At 67.1% G+C, this 16,913-nt stretch carries 18 protein-coding genes and 1 CRISPR repeat array; of the genes, 16 read left to right on the top strand and 2 right to left on the bottom strand.

From position 1 onward, the window contains the following. Positions 1-20: 20 nt before the first annotated feature. Positions 21-728 carry an IS6 family transposase gene (locus JAN5088_RS09455; RefSeq protein ID WP_055682585.1) on the top strand — a complete coding sequence of 236 codons (708 nt, stop codon included), beginning with the start codon at positions 21-23 and terminating at the stop codon, positions 726-728. Positions 729-861: 133 nt separating this feature from the next. Here JAN5088_RS09455 and JAN5088_RS19670 read toward each other — a convergent pair whose 3' ends face one another. Next, a complete protein-coding gene (locus JAN5088_RS19670; RefSeq protein WP_055682584.1) occupies positions 862-1,182 on the bottom strand; it encodes a Swt1 family HEPN domain-containing protein in 321 nt (106 codons plus the stop codon). A gap of 2 nt (positions 1,183-1,184) precedes the next feature. Between JAN5088_RS19670 and JAN5088_RS09445 the strand changes: the two genes are divergently transcribed. Beyond that, positions 1,185-1,373: a hypothetical protein gene (locus JAN5088_RS09445; RefSeq protein ID WP_055682583.1), complete on the top strand. Its 189-nt coding sequence runs from the start codon at positions 1,185-1,187 to the stop codon at positions 1,371-1,373. 160 nt (positions 1,374-1,533) lie between these two features. On the opposite strand, the gene JAN5088_RS09440 is transcribed toward JAN5088_RS09445, so the two are convergent. Continuing rightward, the gene (locus tag JAN5088_RS09440) at positions 1,534-2,130 is read right to left on the bottom strand and encodes a hypothetical protein (protein WP_055682582.1); all 597 of its coding nucleotides are present in this window, start codon (positions 2,128-2,130) and stop codon (positions 1,534-1,536) included. Between the two features lie 130 nt (positions 2,131-2,260). On the opposite strand from JAN5088_RS09440, the gene JAN5088_RS19260 reads away from it, so the two are divergent. The 14 genes from JAN5088_RS19260 to JAN5088_RS09370 all read left to right on the top strand — a co-directional run. Next, positions 2,261-2,494 carry a DUF4160 domain-containing protein gene (locus JAN5088_RS19260; RefSeq protein ID WP_233489750.1) on the top strand — a complete coding sequence of 78 codons (234 nt, stop codon included), beginning with the start codon at positions 2,261-2,263 and terminating at the stop codon, positions 2,492-2,494. Between the two features lie 109 nt (positions 2,495-2,603). Continuing rightward, positions 2,604-2,852, top strand: a complete 249-nt coding sequence (locus tag JAN5088_RS09430) for a DUF2442 domain-containing protein (protein ID WP_055682581.1) — start codon at positions 2,604-2,606, stop codon at positions 2,850-2,852. 309 nt (positions 2,853-3,161) lie between these two features. After that, positions 3,162-5,303, top strand: a complete 2,142-nt coding sequence (locus JAN5088_RS09425) for a CRISPR-associated endonuclease Cas3'' (RefSeq protein WP_055682580.1) — start codon at positions 3,162-3,164, stop codon at positions 5,301-5,303. 93 nt (positions 5,304-5,396) lie between these two features. After that, positions 5,397-6,056 (top strand): type I-C CRISPR-associated protein Cas5c, encoded by a 660-nt coding sequence (cas5c, locus tag JAN5088_RS09420; protein ID WP_055682579.1) that lies wholly within the window; start codon positions 5,397-5,399, stop codon positions 6,054-6,056. Next, positions 6,053-7,828 (top strand): type I-C CRISPR-associated protein Cas8c/Csd1, encoded by a 1,776-nt coding sequence (gene cas8c / locus JAN5088_RS09415; RefSeq protein WP_055682578.1) that lies wholly within the window; start codon positions 6,053-6,055, stop codon positions 7,826-7,828. The genes cas5c and cas8c overlap by 4 nt, the downstream gene beginning before the upstream one ends. After that, the gene (gene cas7c, locus JAN5088_RS18620) at positions 7,825-8,772 is read left to right on the top strand and encodes a type I-C CRISPR-associated protein Cas7/Csd2 (protein ID WP_055682577.1); all 948 of its coding nucleotides are present in this window, start codon (positions 7,825-7,827) and stop codon (positions 8,770-8,772) included. The genes cas8c and cas7c overlap by 4 nt, the downstream gene beginning before the upstream one ends. Further along, positions 8,773-9,384 carry a CRISPR-associated protein Cas4 gene (gene cas4, locus JAN5088_RS18615; protein ID WP_055682576.1) on the top strand — a complete coding sequence of 204 codons (612 nt, stop codon included), beginning with the start codon at positions 8,773-8,775 and terminating at the stop codon, positions 9,382-9,384. 69 nt (positions 9,385-9,453) lie between these two features. Next, positions 9,454-10,407, top strand: coding sequence for a type I-C CRISPR-associated endonuclease Cas1c (cas1c, locus tag JAN5088_RS09400; RefSeq protein WP_233489749.1), 954 nt, complete (start codon positions 9,454-9,456; stop codon positions 10,405-10,407). After that, complete coding sequence (gene cas2, locus JAN5088_RS09395) at positions 10,408-10,695, top strand: CRISPR-associated endonuclease Cas2 (RefSeq protein ID WP_055682575.1); 288 nt, start codon at positions 10,408-10,410, stop codon at positions 10,693-10,695. Positions 10,696-10,860: 165 nt separating this feature from the next. Beyond that, positions 10,861-14,122: a CRISPR direct-repeat array (repeat unit 32 nt; unit sequence GTCGCCCCCCGTGCGGGGGCGTGGATCGAAAC). Between the two features lie 227 nt (positions 14,123-14,349). Next, positions 14,350-14,955 (top strand): tyrosine-type recombinase/integrase, encoded by a 606-nt coding sequence (locus tag JAN5088_RS09390; RefSeq protein WP_055682574.1) that lies wholly within the window; start codon positions 14,350-14,352, stop codon positions 14,953-14,955. Positions 14,956-14,995: 40 nt separating this feature from the next. Beyond that, complete coding sequence (locus JAN5088_RS09385; protein WP_306455468.1) at positions 14,996-15,442, top strand: putative toxin-antitoxin system toxin component, PIN family; 447 nt, start codon at positions 14,996-14,998, stop codon at positions 15,440-15,442. Then, on the top strand, positions 15,439-15,666 hold the full coding sequence (locus JAN5088_RS09380) for a ribbon-helix-helix domain-containing protein (RefSeq protein WP_055682572.1): 228 nt from the start codon (positions 15,439-15,441) through the stop codon (positions 15,664-15,666). The genes JAN5088_RS09385 and JAN5088_RS09380 overlap by 4 nt, the downstream gene beginning before the upstream one ends. Further along, complete coding sequence (locus JAN5088_RS09375; RefSeq protein ID WP_055682571.1) at positions 15,663-15,842, top strand: hypothetical protein; 180 nt, start codon at positions 15,663-15,665, stop codon at positions 15,840-15,842. The genes JAN5088_RS09380 and JAN5088_RS09375 overlap by 4 nt, the downstream gene beginning before the upstream one ends. A gap of 551 nt (positions 15,843-16,393) precedes the next feature. Continuing rightward, the coding region (locus JAN5088_RS09370; RefSeq protein WP_055682570.1) for an IS6 family transposase at positions 16,394-16,913 on the top strand (520 nt) is incomplete at its 3' end.

The following is a 16,913-nucleotide window of genomic DNA, read 5'->3' as shown; positions in this document are numbered from 1 at the left end:
CGATGTAGAGGAAGGATGCCATGCGACACGATCCGTTCAAGGGATATCGGTTTCCGCGAGAGGTGATCCTGCTTGCCGTCCGGTGGTACTGCCGGTTTCCCCTCTCGTACCAAGATGTCAGTGATCTGTTGGCAGAGCGAGGGATCACGGTGGATCGGGCTACGGTTTTCCGCCGGGTCCAGAAATTCGGCCCCGAGATCGCTCGGCGCGCCTACAATCACCGCAGCTGGCGGGGGCTGAATTGGCACGTTGACGAGACCTATATTCGTGTAGGCGGCAAGTGGCGTTACCTCTGGCGTGCCGTAGAACACACTGGCCAGTTCATCGACTTCCGGCTGACAGCAAGGCGTGATGCTAGAGCTGCCAAAGCCTTTTTGAAGCAGGCCATCGAGAATGTACGCCTCTACCGGCCCGTTTCCATCTGTACGGACAAGGCCCCCGGATATCGGAAGGTGATCCAGGATCTGAACCGTCGATATGATCCGCACTTCGACAGCATCCTGCACATCGACCGGAAGTGGCGAAACAACCGGATCGAGAGCGATCATGCCGCCTTGAAGCGCCTACTTGGAATGCGGCAATCGTTCCGCTCGCTGCGTTCCGCGAAAGCGACGGTCCTCGCGATTGAGACAATCCGGACCATCAGGAACGGCCACATCTCGAACAAGGCACCCGGTGTCCGCGGGGAGATCGACTTTGTCCGGAATCTGTTCTGTGAGACGGCCTGAAAGAGCGGACGAATGGCCGATCCGTGCTCAAAGCCGGCTAACGCAACAGTCCCGTCCCAGTAGTTTTTGGAACCCTGTTTCTACTATTTTGTTCACGTTTCGTGCTAATGCGCGGTAAAGGGCAAACCCTGCCTCAGATGCGGACGCCCAAGGCGCGCAAAATGCGTGTTCCCTCGGCTAGAAGGATCAACTGGTCAGTCCTGACCAGGGGCCGGTTATGGCCGATAGTGTTCCTGACGGGCGCAAGACGCTGCATCGAAACCTGAAAGTCCTGCTTCGAGACAAAAAACCGCCCGAAGGCATCACTCCAGTTTTTGCCCTCGATGATGATGTGCATAAGCTCCATGAAATCGGCGTAGTAAAGGAGAGGGAAGGAATCCCCGCGCTGATCGTGTTCCGCTGTCTTTCGGTCCTGCCACTTCCTGCGAAGGTTACCGTGAACCCGTCGCCGCAACCATGCCTCTCCCTCGATCCGGCGAAGCTCCGCCTCGATCAGGGCGCGAAGTCGAGACGATTGCCATCGACGAAGACGCGCTGGATATCTCGGAGGAGGACCTCATAGAGAGCCACCGGATGCTGATCGCCCATGCCCTCGGCCGACCAGTCAGTGCGGTGAAGATCAAGGTGAAGCCGGAAGCCGCCTGACCTCGCCTCCACGAGGGGACAGGTAGCCGGCCTAACGACGAACGGGTCCCGATCTTTCGTATCGGATAAGACAGGTTATCGGATACAAAGAAGGGCATGGATACCGATGCTCTCCGCCACGACGCGACGATCTTCGGCAGCCCCCGTGGATGCTGCGGCTCTAATGCCGGGCGCGCTTGGCGCCATAGTGCTTCCAGACCGCGGACATGTGCCTGTCGAGCATGATCTCCTGATCCTCCTCGGGGTCAAAGTCGAGATCATCGTGATCCTCGCGCAAGCTTGCCATTAACTCGCGATAGCCCGGCCCAGGCGAGGTCGGCTCGGGCCCCTTACGGTGCACCAAGGCCGACAGGAGAATGCCCTCTTCCTCGAAGGTCTTCCGCGAAATAGCCCCCAAGATGTATCCGATCTTCGAGCGGTCCGGCGGGCTCTGCCATTTCATCCCGACCATCTCCATCAACTCACCGTAGAAAATTGTGGCGCCGTTTCGGGCCACGTGCTCGAGTTTATGTATGATCGAGGCCTTTAGCGCACGTTCCGCCTCTACCCGTTCCGCCACGAAGTCCGCGGAGATATACCGGCGCTCGCCGATGGTAATGACCGGAACGTCTCCGTTCTTCACTTTCTTTGAGATCGCATTCGAACTTTCTCCGAGCGCTTCGGCAGCAAGCGGGTTGGGCATGATTGCGACAGGCAACCCTTTCGTCAGTGCACGTAGCCACCCCTCGGTTTCCTCAAAGTCTCGCTTGATCTGCATGAGTTGTCTCCTGTTCAGGGCGTGCATCGCGCTTCATACGCAGCGTAAGATAAACCGGACGCTGTGATTACAGTATCACTATTTAAAGCTACTGTAAATACCTACCACCAGCCCAGATGCGCAGCGCCAGGTGAAATACCAGGTCGTCCTGCTGCACGAGGCCGGGCTCATCCATAGGCGCCGTAAGCTCTGGAACACTGGAGAGGAGGAGGACGAGATGCCCGCAGGCTGGACAGTATCGGTTAGAATGCCGACATTGATGCGCAACGGTCCGCTGCGCGTGTTCTTCTACTCGAACGAGGGCGATCCGCGCGGGCCGCCCCATGTCCACGTCATCGCCGGAGGTGATGAAGCCAAGTTCTAACTGACGCCGGAGGTGTCGATGGCCTATAATGACGGTCTGAAACCGAAGCTTCTCTCCCAAGCCCTGCGCCTGGTGGAGGGCAATCGCGCTGCGTTCGAGGAGGCTTGGAATGAGCATTTCGCCTGAAGCGGTCCGCTTCGACGAGGACGTGATGTGGGTCGAGCTCAGCGACGGCCGCACGATCGGCGTCCCGCTCGCTTGGTTCCCACGCCTCCTGCGCGCCACCCCCGCTGAACGCGAGGCCTGCACGCTCAGCCGCCGTGGCCTGCACTGGGAGGCGCTCGACGAGGACGTCTCGGTCGCAGGCCTCCTTGCGGGGCAGGGGGATCGGACGGGGCAGGGCGCACAGGCGGCGTAGCTGTACAGCAAACATCAAGCGGTTGGGCGGGCAGACGGCTGTCGTCGAACAAGTGTTCTTTGGATGGTAGAAAGCTGTCCGAAACCACCTGTTTTCGATCCACGCCTCCGCATGAGGGGCGACTGCCCCGAGGAAGGAGATTGCGGAGGAAAGTAGAAAGCTTCTGCGAACCTCCCCCATTTGGGCGTTAGACTGTGGGGGCGGTGGGGATCAGGGCTTTATCGGGAATATCACGTCCGCGAACCGGCCGGGCGCTCGGGGTTCGGGGCGGGTTGACGACTGGAAAGCGGGACGTTCCTGTCCCGACCAATGATATACGCACATTCGCTGGACGGAAGGCCCCGGGAGGAGTGGGAGACGCTGGAGGCCCATGCGCGCCGGGTCGCGGCGGCCGCCCGCTTGCGCAGCGCGCCATTCGGCGCGGGCGACCTGGCCGAGACGCTGGGGCTGCTGCATGATCTGGGCAAGGCGAAGCCAGGCTTTCAGCGCAAGCTCGACGGCGAGGTCAACGACACGTCGCATTCGGGCGAGGGGGCGCGGGCGCTCTGGTCCGGGGCGGGATGCCCCCTGGCCGCGGCGATCGCGGGCCATCACGGGCGCCTGCCCGACCCCGACCGCTTGCGCGCGCGGATCGACGCGGCCGAGGCGATTCCGCTGCCGGATTGGTGCGACCTGCCCGACCTGCGCTGGCCGGCGCGGCTGGCCGAGGACAGGGGCCTGGGGCCCTACCGGCTGCAATTCCTGGTGCGGATGCTCTATGGCGCGCTCTGCGACGCGGACGACCGCGAGACGGCGGCGTTCTATGCGGGCGCCCCCGACCGAGCCCCCGGCGAGGTGACGGAGGCGATGCGCGCCGCGTTCGATGCCCACATGGCCGGGATGGGCGGCGAGGGGGCCGTCAACGACCTGCGCCGCCGCGTCCTGTCCCATGCGCGGGACGTCGCGTCCGAGGCGCCCGGCCTCTTCACCCTGACGGTGCCGACGGGGGGCGGCAAGACGCTGACCTCGCTGGGCTTCGGGCTGGACCACGCGCTGGCCCACGGGCTGCGGCGACTGATCTACGTGATCCCCTACACGTCGATCATCGAGCAGACGGCAGACGTGTTCCGCCGCGTGCTGGGCGCGGACGCGGTGCTGGAGCATCATTCCAACGCCGATTGGGATGGCGAGGACGAGGCCGAAGCGGAGCAGCGCCGGGTGTCGGGCGCGTCCTGGGACGTGCCGGTCGTGGTGACCACGGCGGTGCAGTTCTTCGAGAGCCTGCACGCGGCCCGCAAGAAGCGCTGCCGCAAGCTGCCGAGCCTCGCCCGGTCGGTCATCGTGCTGGACGAGGCGCAGACGATGCCCTTGCCCCTGCTACGCCCCTGCCTGGCCGCCCTGCGCGAGCTGATGGAGGGCTACGGCGCCAGCGTCGTGCTGTCGACGGCCACGCAGCCCGCGCTGACGAAGGCCGGGGGCTTCCTGGCGGACGAGGCGTTGGAGGGCGCGCGGGAGATCGCGCCGGAGCCGGCGGCGTTGTTCGCGGCGCTGAAGCGGGTCGAGGTGCGGGACGTCGGGCCGATGGACGACGCGGCGCTGGCCGACCGGCTGCGCGGGGCGGACCAAGCGCTGTGCGTCGTCGACAATCGGATGCAGGCCCGGGCGCTGTTCGACGCGGTGCGGGATGCCGACGGCGCGGCGCATCTGTCGACGCTGATGGTGCCGGCGCACCGGCGTTCGGTGCTGGCAGAGGTGCGCGCGCGGTTAAAGGCAGAGGCGCCGGTGCGACTGGTCTCCACCTCGCTGATCGAGGCGGGGGTGGACGTGGACTTTCCGGTCGTGCTGCGGGCGGCGGCGGGCATCGACTCGGTCGCGCAGGCAGCGGGGCGGTGTAACCGGGAGGGGCGGCTGGACCGGGGTCTAGTCGAAGTGTTCCGGTCCGAGCATCCGTCGCCGCCGGCGGTGGAGCAGTTCGCCGCGATCGGGCGGGCGGTGCTGGGCGAGGGGCACGAGGATCCGATCGGCGAGGCGGCGGTCGCGTCCTACTTCCGGCGGCTGTGGGATGCCTACGGTGCCGAGGCGCTGGACGCCGTGGAGTTGAACGGCGTCCGGGGCTTGCTGGCGGCCATCGCGCTCACCCCCGGCGCCTGCCCCTACGAACAGGTGGAGGCCGCGTTCCGCGTCATCCCCGGAGGCGAGCGGACTGTCATCGTGCTGGACGGGCCGTGGGGCGTCGGCTCGGATACGCTGGAGGCGGCGCGGTTCGGGTCGGCCGGGTCGGTCGCGAAGCTGGTGCAGCCCCACGCCGTCAACGTGCCCTGGGCGATGTGGTCGTCGCTGTGGGAGGCGGGGCAGATCGCCTGGTGGGCGCCCGAGCGGTTTGAGGAGCAGTTCGCGGTGCTGGGCCAAAACGATCTCTACGATGCGCAAGCGGGTTTGAGCGGGGATGGGGAGGCAGGCGGTGTGACCTGAAGCGTTGATTTCCGTTAACCATTAGGTCGTTGACGGCCCGTCCGGGATCGGCGAGTTTTCGCCCATGCACGCCGCTCGACTCGACCTCCCGACATGACCACCCCCGGTATCAAGTTGCTGGTCCGCGGGCGCAACGCCTGCTTCACGCGGCCAGAAATGAAGGTGGAGCGGGTCTCCTATGACGTGATGACGCCCTCGGCGGCGCGCGGCATCCTGGAGGCGATCCACTGGAAACCGGCGATCCGCTGGGTTGTGGACTGCATCCACGTGCTGCGCCCCATCCGGTTCGAGACGATCCGGCGCAACGAGGTGGCCTCGAAGATCCCGGCCGGCAAAGCACGCTCGGCGATGAAGGCGGGGGATATGAGCGGGCTGGCCTTGGCCGTCGACGAAGACCGGCAGCAGCGCGCGATGCTGTGCCTGGCCGACGTGGCCTACGGGATCGAGGCGCATTTCGAGATGACCGACCGGGCCGGGCGCGGCGACAACCCGGGCAAGCATGCCGAGATGTTCCGACGCCGGGCGGCGAAGGGCCAGTGCTTCCACCAGCCCTGCCTGGGCGTGCGCGAGTTCCCGGCCGATTTCGAGCTGGTCGAGGGGTTCGAGCCCGCGATCCCCGAGACGCGCGACCTGGGCTGGATGCTGCACGACATCGACTACGCGAACGGGCGCGCCTCGGTCTTCTACCGCGCGCGGATGGAGGCGGGCGTCATCGACGTAGGCGCTTGCCTGGCCGAGGGGCAGGGGCGGTGACGATCCTGCAGGAACTGGCGGCGCTGTACGAGGCGCGGGCGGAGCAGAAGGGTTGGCCGCGGCCGGGGTTCTCGACCGAGAAGATCGGCGCGGTGGTGGTGCTGGACGGGGATGGAGCGGTGACCGAGATCCGGTCGCTGATGGCGCCGGACGCCAAGGACAAGATGCAGGCGCGGCCGCTGTCGGTGCCGGCGGCGGTGAAGCGGACGGCCGGCGTGAAGCCCAACACCTTCTGGGACAAGACCGCCTACGTTCTCGGCGTGACCAAGACGCCGGACGGGCCGGGACAGGGGAAGCGCACGGCGGCCGAGCACGAAGCGTTCAAGGCCGCGCATCTGGAGTTGCTGGACGGCGCGGACGATCCCGCGCTGGTCGCGCTACGGCGGTTCTGCGAGACGTGGGCTCCGGAGCGGTTCGCCGTCTATCCGGACCCGGCGGGGTTGGTGGACCAGAACGTGGTCTTCCGCCTGGGCGACGGCGGGTTCGTCCACGACCTGCCCGCAGCACAGGTCCTGCTGACTGGCGCGGGGGAGGGGGATGCGATCTGCCTCGTCTCGGGCCGCGCGGGTCCGGTGGCGCGGCTGCACCCGTCGATCAAGGGGGTGATGGGGGCGCAGACGGCGGGTGCCTCGCTGGTGTCGTTCAACGACGCCGCCTACGAATCCCACGGCAAGAAGCAGGGCGACAACGCGCCCGTCTCGGAGGCCGCGGCCTTCGCCTACGGGACCGCGCTGAACGCGCTGCTGGCCAAGGGGTCGGGGAACCACCTGAGGATCGGCGGGGACACCGTGGCGTTCTGGGCCGAGGAGCCGGAGGCGGAGAACTGGTTCGACGCGATGCTCGCGGGCGCGGGCGACCCGGCCGCCGAACCCGAGCTGGCGGACCGCCTGCGCGCCATGGCCGAGGGGCGGCGACGCGCGGACGTGGCGCTGAACCCCGAGGCGCGTCTCTTCGTCCTCGGACTCGCGCCGAACGCGGCGCGGCTGGCGGTGCGGTACTGGCATCCGGGCACGCTGGGCGGTTTCGCCCGCGCGGTGACGCGGTTCTGGGACGACATGGCGATCACACCGTCCCCCTTCGCCAAGGACGGGGCCTTGGTGCCGCCGAAGCCCTGGGCGCTGCTCTACGACGTGGCGGCACAGCGGGACGCGGGCAATATCCCAGCCGCCCTGGGCGGCGAGTTGATGCGCGCGATCCTGACGGGCGGACGCTATCCGGCGACGTGGCTCGCCGCGCTGTTGGGGCGGCTCAGGGTCGAGGGAGAGCCGGACGCGAAGGCCGGCAAGGTCGACGGCCGGAGGGCGGCGGCGATCGCCGCGATCCTTCGGCGCAATCATGGACAGGAGGTGCCGATGGCGCTGGACGAGGGGGCGCGCGACGCCGCGTATCTGCTGGGGCGGCTCTTCGGGGCGTATGTCTACGCCGAGAAGAGCTATCAGGAGCGTGGCGCCGGCCTGCGGCAGAAATACATGGGCGCCGCCTCGGCCACGCCCGCGCGGGTCTTCCCGGTGCTGATGCGCGGCTACGAGCACAACCTGTCGTCGCTGCGCAAGGCAGGCGGCATGAAGGCCGGGGCAGGGGCGCGCGCCGACCGCGCCGTCGCCGCCATCATCGACGCGCTGGAGGGCGAGATGCCCGCCACCCTGCCCTTGGAGGCGCAGGGGCGCTTCTTCATCGGCTTCTACCACCAGATCTCGGCCTTCTACGCCAAGCCCGAAGAGGCGGCGGACGCGCTGATCGACGACACCGACGCGGAAGGAGACGCGGCATGAACGAGCAGGCCACCATGGAGCTGGACCGGACGGGTGCCGGCCTGACCAACCGGTACGACTTCGTGCTGTTCCTCGACGTCGAGAACGGCAACCCCAACGGCGACCCGGACGCGGGCAACATGCCGCGGATGGACCCCGAGACGAACCGCGGCCTGATGTCCGATGTCTCGATTAAGCGGAAGCTGCGCAACTACGTCGCCGCCGCCCACGACAACCGCGCGCCGCACCGCATCTATTTCACCGAGCGGGCCGTGCTGAACGAGGCCCACGGCGAGGCGTGGGACGCGGTTCTGCCCGACGTGGCCGCGAAGGATCGTGCGAAGCTGCCCAAGAAGGACGAAGAGGCGCGCGCGCTGACCGACTGGATGTGCGCCAACTTTTGGGACATCCGCACCTTCGGCGCCGTCATGTCCACGGGCGTGAATGCGGGCCAGGTGCGGGGTCCGGTGCAATTATCCTTCGCGCGTTCGGAGGAGCCGATCATGCCGCTGGAGGTATCGATCACCCGCTCGTCGGTGACCAACGAAAAGGACCGCGACAAGGAGCGGACCATGGGCCGCAAGGCGGTGGTGCCCTACGGGCTCTACCGCGTGCACGGCTTCGTCAACGCCAAACTGGCGCAGCGGACCGGGTTCTCGGAGGCCGACCTAACGCTGCTGTGGACCGCCTTGCGCGACATGCTGGACCTCGACCGGTCCGCCGCGCGCGGGATGATGGCGGCCCGTCGCTTGGTGGTTTTCAAGCATGACAGCGACTTGGGCAACGCGCAGGCGCACCGGCTGTTCGACCGCGTGACGGTCAGCCGCGTCCATGGCGGCGACGCGGTTCCCGTCGGCGATCCGCGGACGCACAACTGGCCGCCCGCCCGCGCCTTCGCGGATTACCGCATCGACGTCGACACTACCGACCTGCCGGCCGGGGTGGAGGTCGTGGAGCCCTGGTAGGTGGACAGCCTGCCGCTCTCGGCGTTGCAGCACTGGCTTTTCTGCCCCCGGCAATGCGCGCTGATCCACGTTGAGCGCCTGTGGGAGGAGAACCGCCTGACCGCCGAGGGCCGCGTCCTGCACGAGCGCGCCGACGAGGGCCTACCCGAGAGCCGCGAGGGGATGCGCGTGCTGCGCTCGGTCCACGTCGCGTCCGAACGGCTGGGCGTGCACGGGGTGGCCGACGTGGTCGAGATGCGCGGAGGCGTCCCGTTCCCGGTCGAGTACAAGCGGGGCCGGCCCAAGGCGCACCGCGCCGACGAGGTGCAGCTTTGTGCGCAGGCCATCTGCCTGGAGGAGATGACGGGGCTGGACGTGCCCGAGGGCGCGCTGTTCTATGGGGCACGGCGCCGGCGTCAGGCGGTTGCGTTCGATGCGGACCTGCGCGGCCTGACGGAACGGGTCGCCGCCGAGGCGCGGGCGGCGATGGCGCAGGGCGCGCTGCCCCCGCCCGTCTACGAGGCCGGACGGTGCGAGGCATGCTCGCTCCACGGTCTGTGCCGCCCGCAGTCGCCCCGGGCGGCGACGGGCTGGCTGGCCCGCCGGCTGGCGCGGGCGGGGGTGCCGGAATGAAGCGGCTCCTCAACACGCTCTACGTCACGACCGAGGGCGCGGCTGCGCAAGGACGGCGAGACCATCGCCGTGGAGATCGACGGCCGCGTGGCCAAGCGCAGCCCGGCGCATCTGCTGGGCCAGATCGTCCTGTTCGGCGAGACCTCCGCCTCGCCGGACGTCATGCATTTCGCGGCGGCCTCCGGCATCTCGATGTCGTGGCTGGGCTGGTCCGGCAAGCTGATGGCGCGGATCGAGGGGCCGCAATCGGGCAACGTCCTGCTGCGACGCGCGCAGCACCGGGCGACCGCCGATCCCGCCGCCGCCCTGCCGGTGGCCCGCGCGGTCGTCGCCGCCAAGGTCGCCAACCAGCGCGCCGTGCTGCGACGGCACCTGCGCGACTACGGGGACGCGCCGGGAACGGCGGCCGTGGACGCGGCGCAGAGGCGGCTGGCCGACGCGGCACGGCTGGCGCTGGACGCCCCGGACCTCGACGCCCTGCGTGGGCAGGAGGGCGAGGCCGGGCATGCCTACTGGTCGGTCTTCGGGCATCTGATCCGGGTGGGCGACCCGGCCTTCGCCTTCGCGGGCCGCAACCGCCGGCCGCCGCGCGACGCGGTCAACGCGGTGCTGTCGTTCCTCTACGCGCTGGTCGCGCTGGACACGCGGGCGGCCTGCGAGGCGCATGGGCTGGATCCGCAGATGGGGTTCCTGCACCGCGACCGGCCGGGTCGGATGTCGCTGGCGCTGGACCTCATGGAGGAGTTGCGCGCGCCCCTGGCCGACCGCGTGGCATTGTCGCTGATCAACCGGCGGCAGTTGGCTGCGCGGGACGTCCAGGTTCAGGAGACGGGCGCGGTGCTCTTGACCGAGGACGGGCGGCGCACGGTCCTGCAAGCCTATCATGGTCGCAAACGGGTGGAGTTGCGCCATGCCTGGCTGGACGAACGGCTGCCCCTCGGCCTCGTGCCGCAGGTCCAGGCGCAACTGCTGGCGCGGCACCTGCGCGGCGACCTCGATGCCTATCCGGCCTGGGTGTGGTAGGTGCTGGTCCTGGTGACCTACGACGTGGCCAGTGGGCCCGGCGGCGCCAAGCGGTTGCGGCGCGTGGCCCGCATCTGCGAGGATCATGGCCAGCGGGTGCAATACTCCGTCTTCGAATGCGAGGTGGATCCGGCGCGCTGGACCGCGATGCGCGCTCGGCTGGTCGAGGCGATCAACCCCGCCACCGACAGCCTGCGGTTCTACTTCCTGGGGCGGGAATGGCGCCGGCGGGTGGAGCATGTCGGCGCGAAGCCGTCCGAGGACCCCGACGATCTGCTATTGGTATGATGCGAACCTGGAGCGGCCGTCCGATCTCCTTTGGGTTCGCAAAGCCGCCTGACGGGGGATTTCATAGGTTATGGTGGTATCTATGGGATCCGAGGTACCGCACGACGTGGGGTTCGCAGATCGTCGGATATTCTTGGTTCGCAGCGAGTATGATAGCGCACCGCAGTCGCCCCCCGTGCGGGGGCGTGGATCGAAACATCGCCTTGATGTCGCGAGGCAGGCGGCGAACCGGTCGCCCCCCGTGCGGGGGCGTGGATCGAAACACGGGCTGGGTCAAGAAAACCGTGCCCGGCAGCGTCGCCCCCCGTGCGGGGGCGTGGATCGAAACGTTCCTGACTCGTGTCATCGACCTTGGCGGGGTGGTCGCCCCCCGTGCGGGGGCGTGGATCGAAACACCGCTCCGGCCAAACCACACACTATACACACAACGTCGCCCCCCGTGCGGGGGCGTGGATCGAAACGACCAGACCATTACCGAGGGCGGCGACACGACGGTCGCCCCCCGTGCGGGGGCGTGGATCGAAACTCGCCCCTCGACATCATGGCGGTGTCGAACCTGCGTCGCCCCCCGTGCGGGGGCGTGGATCGAAACGCCCACAAGCCGATGCTGTCCAAGACCCACGCCAAGTCGCCCCCCGTGCGGGGGCGTGGATCGAAACAGCGATACCTTCGCCAAGGGCGTGATGCGCCGTGTCGCCCCCCGTGCGGGGGCGTGGATCGAAACAAGGGTGCGTTCGGGGACTATTTCCGGATGATGGTCGCCCCCCGTGCGGGGGCGTGGATCGAAACGACGGGACGGTCAACACGGGATGGTTTCGGGGGCGGTCGCCCCCCGTGCGGGGGCGTGGATCGAAACGTCCGTCATGCACTGCGGGCAGGAATAGACCCAGGTCGCCCCCCGTGCGGGGGCGTGGATCGAAACCCTGCCCGCGTGCCCCTATGGCGGGCAGGCGCAGTCGCCCCCCGTGCGGGGGCGTGGATCGAAACGTCGCGATAGCAAAAGATGATCGTATCGGCGTCGTCGCCCCCCGTGCGGGGGCGTGGATCGAAACTTCGATATCGAAGATCGGGGAATCAAGGGCGGGGGTCGCCCCCCGTGCGGGGGCGTGGATCGAAACGTCCGCGAGCTAGAGGATCGCGCCGACGAACGCGTCGCCCCCCGTGCGGGGGCGTGGATCGAAACATGGTCTCGGCGTGATCGGGTCTCCGACCTCCGGTCGCCCCCCGTGCGGGGGCGTGGATCGAAACACGACGGAAGGCTATATGGAACAGGTCAACCGGGTCGCCCCCCGTGCGGGGGCGTGGATCGAAACGCGTGGTCGATGACGACGCAGGAATGGCGCGTTCGTCGCCCCCCGTGCGGGGGCGTGGATCGAAACGGGTTCATGGTCGGGCGCCGGACCGGGGGCAACCGTCGCCCCCCGTGCGGGGGCGTGGATCGAAACGGGTTCATGGTCGGGCGCCGGACCGGGGGCAACCGTCGCCCCCCGTGCGGGGGCGTGGATCGAAACAGATCAGCCGCAGCTAGGAGCCTTCCATGTCCGAGTCGCCCCCCGTGCGGGGGCGTGGATCGAAACCGTGTGTTGCAGAACGACACGCGGCCGCTGTCGCGTCGCCCCCCGTGCGGGGGCGTGGATCGAAACTCGTGCCTTGGAACAGGCCCGAAGCGAACTTGGAGGTCGCCCCCCGTGCGGGGGCGTGGATCGAAACCACCCGTTTGGGGGGGGCGTTTTATCAAGCGGACCGTCGCCCCCCGTGCGGGGGCGTGGATCGAAACGCCAGGGACACGCGCAGCACAGCGAGCATGTCCCGTCGCCCCCCGTGCGGGGGCGTGGATCGAAACTTCACGACCGTCTTCGGCCTGCTGATCTGGTACGTCGCCCCCCGTGCGGGGGCGTGGATCGAAACCGACCATGACACGATAATAAACCGGACGCTGACTGTCGCCCCCCGTGCGGGGGCGTGGATCGAAACTGCAAGATGCAACCCAACGCCCGAAATCGGGCGGGTCGCCCCCCGTGCGGGGGCGTGGATCGAAACACGCTAGATGTGAAAGTAGTTGCAGGGCAGATCGTCGCCCCCCGTGCGGGGGCGTGGATCGAAACATGCGGTCGAGAACGGTCTGTGAGATGATGGCGGGTCGCCCCCCGTGCGGGGGCGTGGATCGAAACCTGCGCGAGGGCAAGGGGTCGGCGCGGATCCGCATGTCGCCCCCCGTGCGGGGGCGTGGATCGAAACGGAGGTGAAGCTATCGAGGTGGATGCAACCCCCCGGTCGCCCCCCGTGCGGGGGCGTGGATCGAAACGGGATGGTCCACCACGGCAAGCCCGCCGCCGACTGTCGCCCCCCGTGCGGGGGCGTGGATCGAAACGCTTCCCGCGCAGGCGATGGCGCTGATCGACAAGGTCGCCCCCCGTGCGGGGGCGTGGATCGAAACGCTCAACCGCAGGGCGTCCTCCAAGGACATTTCCGTCGCCCCCCGTGCGGGGGCGTGGATCGAAACTTGAGCGACCCCGCGCTGGCGTCGATGGGGGTGAGTCGCCCCCCGTGCGGGGGCGTGGATCGAAACCGGGGCGACCCCGACAACGATCCGCGTTGCTACGGTCGCCCCCCGTGCGGGGGCGTGGATCGAAACCTCGCGCCCAATATGCGTCCGAGAACCTGCAAGCGTCGCCCCCCGTGCGGGGGCGTGGATCGAAACGGGAAGGGGCCTCGCCCCGAAGGCTGGGAACACAAGTCGCCCCCCGTGCGGGGGCGTGGATCGAAACTTCTAGACCTGCTCGCCCGCTACGTCCGCGACAGTCGCCCCCCGTGCGGGGGCGTGGATCGAAACAATCCCCCCTGACCATTGCGGACTACATCGCCGCGTCGCCCCCCGTGCGGGGGCGTGGATCGAAACCAGCCCGCCAGCGCGCCCGCGCCGCCGCCCCACCGTCGCCCCCCGTGCGGGGGCGTGGATCGAAACGCGTCGAACCGGTCACCGTCCGCGGCGCCCACCGTCGCCCCCCGTGCGGGGGCGTGGATCGAAACTGGCGAAGTACGCCGCATCAAGCGCGTTCTCCGTGGTCGCCCCCCGTGCGGGGGCGTGGATCGAAACGGATCCGCCACTACGCCGCTCTCGCCCTCCTGGCGTCGCCCCCCGTGCGGGGGCGTGGATCGAAACAAGGGCGGCACGGTCCGTCGCTTGCCGCGCGACAGTCGCCCCCCGTGCGGGGGCGTGGATCGAAACAGGGCCGCCACGGTGATGCTGACCGGGCGGATGCGTCGCCCCCCGTGCGGGGGCGTGGATCGAAACCTTGGCGGTGCGCTCGGACCGCGACAGGATGGTCGTCGCCCCCCGTGCGGGGGCGTGGATCGAAACATTGGCGTTTTCCATGCTGGACCGGATGGCATTGGTCGCCCCCCGTGCGGGGGCGTGGATCGAAACGCCGCCAAGCCGCGCGGGATGACTGGTTGGAAACGGTTCGGGCGTCACGGAAGGGTCTGTCCTACCGTTCGAGGCGCCAATCCTGGCGGCTCTGGATCCTCGTGGAACCTCGGGCTTAACACTATTGTCCATAGTGTTAAGCGCATGGAACGCCATCGCTGCACCAAGGGGCAGAGCAGGGGGCTTTCCCGCTTCCGCACTTAACAGTTTTCGGGCATCCTGTTCACATGAGCGAAATGCGCCTCCACGACACCGCCGGAAACCGGCTCTATCTCAACGCCGAGGAACGCGCCGCTTTCCTGGCCGTAGCCCGGCGCAAGCCTGCGCGGGATCGCACACTCTGCGAGACGCTGCTCTTCACCGGCTGCCGCCCGTCAGAGCTGCTGGAGATCACTCCGGCCCGGGTGGACCTGTCCGGCGGTACGGTCGCTATTCGCAGCTTGAAGAAGCGCAAAGATGCCTCCGGCGTCTCGAAAATTATCTACAGAAGCGTTCCGGTGCCGCCAGATTATCTGGACACCCTCAACACCGCCCATGGCATCAGAGAGGCCCAAAGATCCCGCAAGCAGGCGGCTACGCCGATCTGGCCGCTCAGCCGCGTGCGGGTCTGGCAAATCGTGAAGGGGATCATGATCGAGGCCGAGATACCGGATGCGCCACACCGCAGCCCAAAGGGCTTGCGCCACGGCTTCGGAATCAACGCGACAGTGAACGGCATCCCGCTTCATATGCTCCAGAAGTGGATGGGCCATGCCCAGCTGAGCACGACGGCAATCTACGCCGACGCCGTGGGCCGCGAAGAGCAGGACATCGCGACCAAGATGTGGATCTGACGAGAAACACAAGAAGTACGCTGGAAACTAGATAGCATATATGCTATCTAAAATCATGCGGGTTGTTCTGGACACCAATATTCTTGTTGCAGCTCTTTTGTCGGAGAGCGGGGCGTCACGGCGCATTTTGCGCCTCTGCCTCGAACAACAGGTGACGCCGCTCGTCGGTGCGGCCCTGTTCGCGGAATACGAGGACGTTCTGGCCCGCAACGAACTGTTCCAGCGTTCTGTGCTCGATGCCGCCGAGCGCGAGGTTCTGTTCGACGCCCTGATGTCGGTCAGCACCTGGACGCCGGTCTATTACCTCTGGCGGCCGAACCTGCCCGATCCGGGTGACGACCATCTGATCGAACTGGCGGTCGCCGGGGGCGCGGACTGGATCGTCACGACCAACCTGCGCGATCTGCGGCGCGGGGAGCTGCGTTTCGACGATGTAGAGACCGGGACGGCCGGAGACTTCTTGAAAGCATGGGAGACACGATCATGAGCGTCATGACCATCAGACTGCCCGATGCGCAGCACGAACGGCTGCGTCAACTCGCTAAGACACGGGGCGTAAGCATCAACAAGGTGATCGAGGAGCTGACAACCCGCGCCCTGACCGAGTTCGATCTGGAAACGCGGTTCCGGACGCGTGCCGCGAGAGGGGATCCCGAAGCGGGCCTGCATCTTCTAGATCGGCTCGACCAAGAAAATGCACACCGTTCATGAGCGACGTCGAAGCAATCCTGGACGCGCGCGCCGAAGACCTGCGCGCGATCGATAACATGATCCTCGGCGACGCGGCCGGCGTGGCGCAAGCATCGGATCAACTGCGCGAAACCCTGAATGCCATTCGCACGGCACTTGATGAGCGCCGGTTCGAAGCCGCAGCGGCTCTTGGTTAAGGCGATATCGCATCGGCGTTCATCTTCCTCCAGCGCACCTTGGGCGGCTTGCAAATGGCCGAACACAACAAGCACGCTTTGATCTCGGATATCGCAGAGCAGGCGGGGCGCACCTATGAGGACGTTGAACCGCACGTCATCGCGCGACTGGAGACCTCGAAGCCAAAACCGGCATAGCAACGGCCGAAAACGTGACAGAACCTTGCCGGTTCTGCCGTGGGGTTCTGGCTCTGCTAAGTCATTGATCCGCGGTAGCGCGTTGGGTGGGGACTAAACGGACCGTTTTTGGCCTATAGATTCTGGCCGTACGTTTTTGTCAGATGCTAGGCGTGAAGCGGTCGTGTCGAGGCCCGGACGACCGCTCCATGCCGTCGCTCATTCCGCAGTCAGGATTTCTATCAGACGCTCTGGCTCTTCCCGATGCGCGAAGTGCCCGGCATCGGGCAGTGTGATTGACCTGATGATGTTGGAGAACGTCGCGGCGTCGTTGGCGAACTCTTCGGGTGTCTCAAGAGGGTCTTGAGCGCCTGCCGATGTAGAGGAAGGATGCCATGCGACACGATCCGTTCAAGGGATATCGGTTTCCGCGAGAGGTGATCCTGCTTGCCGTCCGGTGGTACTGCCGGTTTCCCCTCTCGTACCAAGATGTCAGTGATCTGTTGGCAGAGCGAGGGATCACGGTGGATCGGGCTACGGTTTTCCGCCGGGTCCAGAAATTCGGCCCCGAGATCGCTCGGCGCGCCTACAATCACCGCAGCTGGCGGGGGCTGAATTGGCACGTTGACGAGACCTATATTCGCGTAGGCGGCAAGTGGCGTTACCTCTGGCGTGCCGTAGAACACACTGGCCAGTTCATCGACTTCCGGCTGACAGCAAGGCGTGATGCTAGAGCTGCCAAAGCCTTTTTGAAGCAGGCCATCGAGAATGTACGCCTCTACCGGCCCGTTTCCATCTGTACGGACAAGGCCCCCGGATATCGGAAGGTGATCCAGGATCTGAACCGTCGATATGATCCGCACTTCGACAGCATCCTGCACATCGACCGGAAGTGGCGAAACAACCGGATCGAGA

Origin of the sequence: Jannaschia rubra (assembly GCF_001403735.1) — a bacterium.
Classification (GTDB): Bacteria; Pseudomonadota; Alphaproteobacteria; order Rhodobacterales; family Rhodobacteraceae; genus Jannaschia; species Jannaschia rubra.
This window is presented reverse-complemented; position numbering and strand designations above follow the sequence as displayed.

Excerpts from the sequence above, each read along its gene's own strand:
- JAN5088_RS09425 (WP_055682580.1), top strand. The coding sequence starts at position 3,162 with ATGATATACGCACATTCGCTGGACGGAAGGCCCCGGGAGGAGTGGGAG.
- cas5c (WP_055682579.1), top strand. The coding sequence starts at position 5,397 with ATGACCACCCCCGGTATCAAGTTGCTGGTCCGCGGGCGCAACGCCTGC.
- JAN5088_RS09385 (WP_306455468.1), top strand. The coding sequence starts at position 14,996 with ATGCTATCTAAAATCATGCGGGTTGTTCTGGACACCAATATTCTTGTT.
- JAN5088_RS09390 (WP_055682574.1), top strand. The coding sequence starts at position 14,350 with ATGAGCGAAATGCGCCTCCACGACACCGCCGGAAACCGGCTCTATCTC.
- JAN5088_RS09380 (WP_055682572.1), top strand. The coding sequence starts at position 15,439 with ATGAGCGTCATGACCATCAGACTGCCCGATGCGCAGCACGAACGGCTG.
- JAN5088_RS09375 (WP_055682571.1), top strand. The coding sequence starts at position 15,663 with ATGAGCGACGTCGAAGCAATCCTGGACGCGCGCGCCGAAGACCTGCGC.
- JAN5088_RS09445 (WP_055682583.1), top strand. The coding sequence starts at position 1,185 with ATGCCTCTCCCTCGATCCGGCGAAGCTCCGCCTCGATCAGGGCGCGAA.
- cas7c (WP_055682577.1), top strand. The coding sequence starts at position 7,825 with ATGAACGAGCAGGCCACCATGGAGCTGGACCGGACGGGTGCCGGCCTG.
- JAN5088_RS09430 (WP_055682581.1), top strand. The coding sequence starts at position 2,604 with ATGAGCATTTCGCCTGAAGCGGTCCGCTTCGACGAGGACGTGATGTGG.
- JAN5088_RS09440 (WP_055682582.1), bottom strand. The coding sequence starts at position 2,130 with ATGCAGATCAAGCGAGACTTTGAGGAAACCGAGGGGTGGCTACGTGCA.
- JAN5088_RS09455 (WP_055682585.1), top strand. The coding sequence starts at position 21 with ATGCGACACGATCCGTTCAAGGGATATCGGTTTCCGCGAGAGGTGATC.